Origin of the sequence: Cytobacillus sp. Bac17, assembly GCF_024519925.1 — a bacterium.
GTDB lineage: Bacteria > Bacillota > Bacilli > Bacillales > Cytobacillaceae > Cytobacillus > Cytobacillus pseudoceanisediminis.
The window spans coordinates 1-3,351 of sequence record NZ_JALJRC010000067.1 but is presented as its reverse complement, the minus strand read 5'-3'; the positions used below and the strand labels follow the sequence as shown (position 1 = coordinate 3,351).

The following is a 3,351-nucleotide window of genomic DNA, read 5'->3' as shown; positions in this document are numbered from 1 at the left end:
TCTCCACGTGTTTACGGCTTGATGAGACCCCTCTTTCCAAGTCAAAGTCATTTTGCTTCAGGTACTTGTTAAAATCGTCCTGAAGGCTCACCAGTTGCTTTTTCTGGCCAAAGAAATCTTTAGCCGATAATCTGCCATCCTCCGTTACTGGAACGAAGCCTACGTGCATGTGAGGGGTTTTCTCGTCATAGTGAACAGTCGCATAGATTAAATTCTTTTCACCGTATCGATCAGCAAGGAACTCATGAGCCGTTTCAAAATACCTTTTCTGCTCTTTGGGTGAAATTTTATCGAAGAATTCCTTGTCAGAGGTAATTAAGAATTCAGCCAGCTTAACTGCATCTTTACGAATCTTCTTTCCAGAGGTCACATTGTCCTCAATTACTTGGCTAATTTTCTCGTTGTAATCAATCTGCCTTTGACCGTTTATCAAGTCATAATTCAGATGAGAATCGGCTTTATTGATGTCGGGATTCGTTTCACTTTCCCTCTCTCTTTGGTTGTGAAATTGAATCCCTTTTATCGCATTTGATTTCATTTTCTGCATTCGGATAATGGAGTAACTCATGGGGTACGCACCCTTTCTGAAAATCGATAGATTAATAGAAAGTGTAACACACTACACTTTGCACGCAAAGTTTCATGTGGTCTGCGACGCTAAAAGCCAAACCTTGGGCTTTGCCCAAACCCACTGGGGAACTCTTCCCCAGACCCCCTTAATCGAACTCCCCACCCCCTCAATCCTTGAGGGGCTCCCTCGCCGGTAGGCAGCTCAAAAGGTGTTGCCTTTTGAGACACCAAGAGGGTCTTGGTGAAGTGAGTCTATCAACTCCTTATCCTCCCTTCGGTCCGGTACCGTTGACAGACGCCATACGGGCCTCTCTCGCCTTTGTAAGAGGTTGCCCCTAGTAAAAACCCTTAAAAAGCAAAAAAGACGCTTCTAGAGCGCCTCTCATTGTTTTAGGCGCCTCTCATTGTTTTAGCGATTAATTATTATTCCCCTTATTATTTTTTTGAAAATGTTCTTTGTAATATAAATAATCAACTTTATGTTTTGTGGACATTAATTGAGTCGCTAATATTGCGGTGTAAATTGTCGTCAATCCTAGTGCTACTACGGCTAATAAATTTAAATTACTTTTATTAATGCTACTGTTACTATTCATGAAAGCTCAACTCCCTTCTTTAAAATTAGATTTCTAAATATCAAAGATTTTTATTCGAAGACCATCAATTCTCCCCTTGTTTTAGGGTGGAGGCTGGCAAGGGGGTTTGGGGGAAGCCCCCATATTGCGTAGATCAATAAGGCAAAAGAGGAAAATTCATGAACGGAAGCACTGGCGGTTTTGGCGGTACAATGGCTCGAGCAAGCCGATTTCCTGAATTCCTCGTTTTAGGTACGTCGGCTTGGCGATAGTCCAGCACCGCCAAAATTTCGGAATGCAAGGAGAAAAGGGTGGAGATTTTTCGGTGGTCTGTCCGAAAAATACTACCCGAACCTTGCGTGGAGAAAAGCCCTTTAGGAGATATAGAAGGGAACACAGAAAAAATGTTGATATATCAATGTTTTAGTTAAGGTAATGTGTCATAGCTTGTGACACGTATATGTGTCATAGCTTGTGACACATGGTTGAATTAAGATGTGTCATTTTTTGCTTGACTATAGTTCATTTTTGACCTATGATGTGTCATAAATTATACATATAGGTATCACAGCTGATGATACATAACAAGGGAGAGAAGGATTCTATGCCAGCAGAGGTGCGTAAATTGGACGAGCAGAGAAAAATTAATGTTGAATTAACCCCTGAACAACTTCAAATGCTTCAAAGACTTATTGATCTTGAACAGCAAGAAAACAAAGACAAAGAGCAATTTGAAGAGAAAAAGAAAAATCATAATTTCATTCAGCTTTATCGTGACAACATGCCAGAATTAAGATGGTTAATGGCAAATCATAACTTCGCAAGTTCTTTATTATTTTTTATCTTGGAACACATGGATAACAGAAATGCTTTAGCTTGTTCTTATGCAGTTTTTGAAGATTATTTTGGCAAATCAAGGTCAACAGTTTACAGAGCAGTAAAGCTTTTAGAGGAGAATGGATTTTTAAATGTTTTAAAAATGGGAACATCAAACGTCTATGTAGTGAACGAAGACCTTGCTTGGACAGATGGCAATGACAAAAAGAAATTTGCTAAATACGATGGTAAAATCCTTGTCAGCAAAAAGGAAAACAAGGACTTTGAATACAAAAGCCAATTTGATAAATTTAAAGCCCTTAGAGAACGTGAAAACTTAAAATAAAGCGAGTAGATAACTACTCGCTTTTCTTTATTTCAAGAGCATATTTGCCCTCATTTGAATCTTGGTCAACACTTGTAAAAACACCAATATCTTTTATTGGAATAAGAGTTCCAGAACCTAAATGAGGTCTCTTTCTATCCCTCATAAAAAGCATTAATTCTCCCTCTTGGTCTAGTTTCTCCAACTTCTCAACCAATTGTTTCACCTTCATCAACGTTCCATCTCCATCCCTTTTTGCCTTTGTGGCTTCTCCATTTTTTCTAAAGAGTCCTGGACTAATTTATCTTGCTTATCATCCAGGAACTTGATTGTACTTCGGTCTACATCATTCATCCTCAAGAACGTTTTTACTCGGTCAAGTTGAGCATGAAGAACATGCCCCATTTTCTCTTTAAAAGCTGAAAACTCCTTACTGATCTGTGTGAGTTTTTCCTTCAATGTTCCGTTCTCTGATTTCAATTCCCGATTCTCATTTTGGTAAGAGCGGTTCTCAATTTTTAGAGTGTCCACCTGTTGTTTTAACTCCTTTTTCTCCTTCAACTGGTCATTATATTTATTAACGAGTCCATTGTACTTTTCTATCAAGTCTCCATAGTTCTTTACAATGTCTGTTTGCTTCACTTTTTGCAGTGCTTTTTTCTCTGCTAAGGAGTCTAAATTCTCTTCAATATCTTTGTAGTAATAGCGAATTTTATCTTGTCCAATTTGCATATCAGCTTTCAGCTGCGTAACTTCTTTTTGAGTCTTTTCCAACTCTTTCTGCAGATTCTCTGCTTGTAGCTGATAAGCCACTCCGTTAGTCGCATAATCGACTAGGCTTTTATAGTCTTGTTCCTTCATTCCAACAAGCCCAAGAACCTTTTTAGCTTCGATATTCGCAATCGATTTCGATTTGTCGTCAATCTCTTGGATATGACCCATTGTCCGTTCGTACTTCTCTTGAGCTTCCTTCTCCATACTTTGGAACGTTTGAGCCTTATATTTAGCCGTCTCCACGTGTTTACGGCTTGATGAGACCCCTCTTTCCAAGTCAAAGTCATTTTG

At 39.0% G+C, this 3,351-nt stretch carries 4 protein-coding genes and 1 pseudogene; 1 reads left to right on the top strand and 4 read right to left on the bottom strand.

What is annotated here, in order from left to right; all coding sequences use genetic code 11:
* Both mobV and NR125_RS29030 read right to left on the bottom strand, forming a co-directional pair.
* The coding region (mobV, locus tag NR125_RS29035) for a MobV family relaxase (protein ID WP_256816822.1) at positions 1-568 on the bottom strand (568 nt) is incomplete at its 3' end.
* Between the two features lie 418 nt (positions 569-986).
* Positions 987-1,166, bottom strand: a complete 180-nt coding sequence (locus NR125_RS29030; protein ID WP_001087698.1) for a hypothetical protein — start codon at positions 1,164-1,166, stop codon at positions 987-989.
* A gap of 583 nt (positions 1,167-1,749) precedes the next feature.
* On the opposite strand from NR125_RS29030, the gene NR125_RS29025 reads away from it, so the two are divergent.
* Complete coding sequence (locus NR125_RS29025; RefSeq protein WP_048558832.1) at positions 1,750-2,307, top strand: replication/maintenance protein RepL; 558 nt, start codon at positions 1,750-1,752, stop codon at positions 2,305-2,307.
* 13 nt (positions 2,308-2,320) lie between these two features.
* On the opposite strand, the gene NR125_RS29020 is transcribed toward NR125_RS29025, so the two are convergent.
* A complete protein-coding gene (locus tag NR125_RS29020; protein ID WP_256816817.1) occupies positions 2,321-2,521 on the bottom strand; it encodes a hypothetical protein in 201 nt (66 codons plus the stop codon).
* Positions 2,518-3,351, bottom strand: a pseudogene (locus NR125_RS29015) (hypothetical protein); the annotation flags it as partial. The gene NR125_RS29020 and the pseudogene NR125_RS29015, both read right to left, overlap by 4 nt.

Bases quoted from the DNA above. Each gene is read 5' to 3' on its own strand.
- NR125_RS29030 (WP_001087698.1), bottom strand. From the start codon at position 1,166: ATGAATAGTAACAGTAGCATTAATAAAAGTAATTTAAATTTATTAGCC.
- NR125_RS29025 (WP_048558832.1), top strand. From the start codon at position 1,750: ATGCCAGCAGAGGTGCGTAAATTGGACGAGCAGAGAAAAATTAATGTT.